The sequence below is a fragment of the Citrobacter sp. Cb023 genome, assembly GCF_030336805.1.
GTDB classification, from domain to species: domain Bacteria; phylum Pseudomonadota; class Gammaproteobacteria; order Enterobacterales; family Enterobacteriaceae; genus Citrobacter; species Citrobacter braakii.
Map to the genome: position 1 here is coordinate 1 of NZ_JAOWCV010000019.1, position 2,907 is coordinate 2,907.

1 rRNA gene is annotated in these 2,907 nt (G+C 52.5%); it reads right to left on the reverse strand.

Annotation, left to right across the window (positions count from 1 at the left end):
• Positions 1-2,879: ribosomal RNA gene (locus tag OGW44_RS00720) — 23S ribosomal RNA — on the reverse strand; the annotation flags it as partial.
• Between the last annotated feature and the right edge of the window lie 28 nt (positions 2,880-2,907).

Below are 2,907 nucleotides of genomic sequence, written 5' to 3' on the forward strand. Positions count from 1 at the left end.
CGGTTAGCTCAACGTATCGCTACGCTTACACACCCGACCTATCAACGTCGTCGTCTTCAACGTTCCTTCAGGACCCTTAAAGGGTCAGGGAGAACTCATCTCGGGGCAAGTTTCGTGCTTAGATGCTTTCAGCACTTATCTCTTCCGCATTTAGCTACCGGGCAATGCCATTGGCATGACAACCCGAACACCAGTGATGCGTCCACTCCGGTCCTCTCGTACTAGGAGCAGCCCCCCTCAATTCTCCAGCGCCCACGGCAGATAGGGACCGAACTGTCTCACGACGTTCTAAACCCAGCTCGCGTACCACTTTAAATGGCGAACAGCCATACCCTTGGGACCTACTTCAGCCCCAGGATGTGATGAGCCGACATCGAGGTGCCAAACACCGCCGTCGATATGAACTCTTGGGCGGTATCAGCCTGTTATCCCCGGAGTACCTTTTATCCGTTGAGCGATGGCCCTTCCATTCAGAACCACCGGATCACTAAGACCTGCTTTCGCACCTGCTCGAGCCGTCACTCTCGCAGTCAAGCTAGCTTATGCCTTTGCACTAACCTCCTGATGTCCGACCAGGATTAGCTAACCTTCGTGCTCCTCCGTTACTCTTTAGGAGGAGACCGCCCCAGTCAAACTACCCACCAGACACTGTCCGCAACCCGGATCACGGGTCTACGTTAGAACACCAGCCATTAAAGGGTGGTATTTCAAGGTTGGCTCCATGCAGACTGGCGTCCACACTTCAAAGCCTCCCACCTATCCTACACATCAAGGACCAGTGTTCAGTGTCAAGCTATAGTAAAGGTTCACGGGGTCTTTCCGTCTTGCCGCGGGTACACTGCATCTTCACAGCGAGTTCAATTTCACTGAGTCTCGGGTGGAGACAGCCTGGCCATCATTACGCCATTCGTGCAGGTCGGAACTTACCCGACAAGGAATTTCGCTACCTTAGGACCGTTATAGTTACGGCCGCCGTTTACCGGGGCTTCGATCAAGAGCTTCTCCTTACGGATAACCCCATCAATTAACCTTCCGGCACCGGGCAGGCGTCACACCGTATACGTCCACTTTCGTGTTTGCACAGTGCTGTGTTTTTAATAAACAGTTGCAGCCAGCTGGTATCTTCGACTGATTTCAGCTCCATGAGTAAATCACTTCACCTACATATCAGCGTGCCTTCTCCCGAAGTTACGGCACCATTTTGCCTAGTTCCTTCACCCGAGTTCTCTCAAGCGCCTTGGTATTCTCTACCTGACCACCTGTGTCGGTTTGGGGTACGATTTCGTGTTACCTGATGCTTAGAGGCTTTTCCTGGAAGCAGGGCATTTGTTACTTCAGCACCGTAGTGCCTCGTCATCACACCTCAGCGTTAACAAGACTCCGGATTTACCTGGAATCTCCGCCTACATGCTTAAACCGGGACAACCGTCGCCCGGCTAACATAGCCTTCTCCGTCCCCCCTTCGCAGTAACACCAAGTACAGGAATATTAACCTGTTTCCCATCGACTACGCCTTTCGGCCTCGCCTTAGGGGTCGACTCACCCTGCCCCGATTAACGTTGGACAGGAACCCTTGGTCTTCCGGCGTGCGGGTTTTTCACCCGCATTATCGTTACTTATGTCAGCATTCGCACTTCTGATACCTCCAGCATGCCTCACAGCACACCTTCAACGGCTTACAGAACGCTCCCCTACCCAACAACACATAGTGTCGCTGCCGCAGCTTCGGTGCATGGTTTAGCCCCGTTACATCTTCCGCGCAGGCCGACTCGACCAGTGAGCTATTACGCTTTCTTTAAATGATGGCTGCTTCTAAGCCAACATCCTGGCTGTCTGTGCCTTCCCACATCGTTTCCCACTTAACCATGACTTTGGGACCTTAGCTGGCGGTCTGGGTTGTTTCCCTCTTCACGACGGACGTTAGCACCCGCCGTGTGTCTCCCGTGATAACATTCTTCGGTATTCGCAGTTTGCATCGGGTTGGTAAGTCGGGATGACCCCCTAGCCGAAACAGTGCTCTACCCCCGAAGATGAATTCACGAGGCGCTACCTAAATAGCTTTCGGGGAGAACCAGCTATCTCCCGGTTTGATTGGCCTTTCACCCCCAGCCACAAGTCATCCGCTAATTTTTCAACATTAGTCGGTTCGGTCCTCCAGTTAGTGTTACCCAACCTTCAACCTGCCCATGGCTAGATCACCGGGTTTCGGGTCTATACCCTGCAACTTAACGCCCAGTTAAGACTCGGTTTCCCTTCGGCTCCCCTATTCGGTTAACCTTGCTACAGAATATAAGTCGCTGACCCATTATACAAAAGGTACGCAGTCACCCCATAAAGAGGCTCCCACTGCTTGTACGTACACGGTTTCAGGTTCTTTTTCACTCCCCTCGCCGGGGTTCTTTTCGCCTTTCCCTCACGGTACTGGTTCACTATCGGTCAGTCAGGAGTATTTAGCCTTGGAGGATGGTCCCCCCATATTCAGACAGGATACCACGTGTCCCGCCCTACTCTTCGAGTTCACAACACATGCACTTTTGTGTACGGGACTATCACCCTGTACCGTCGGACTTTCCAGACCGTTCCACTACCACACATGCTGATTCAGACTCTGGGCTGCTCCCCGTTCGCTCGCCGCTACTGGGGGAATCTCGGTTGATTTCTTTTCCTCGGGGTACTTAGATGTTTCAGTTCCCCCGGTTCGCTTCATTACGCTATGTATTCACGCAATGATAGTGTGACGAATCACACTGGGTTTCCCCATTCGGAAATCGCCGGTTATAACGGTTCATATCACCTTACCGACGCTTATCGCAGATTAGCACGTCCTTCATCGCCTCTGACTGCCAGGGCATCCACCGTGTACGCTTAGTCGCTTAACCTCACAACCCGAAGATGTTTCGTAAAACA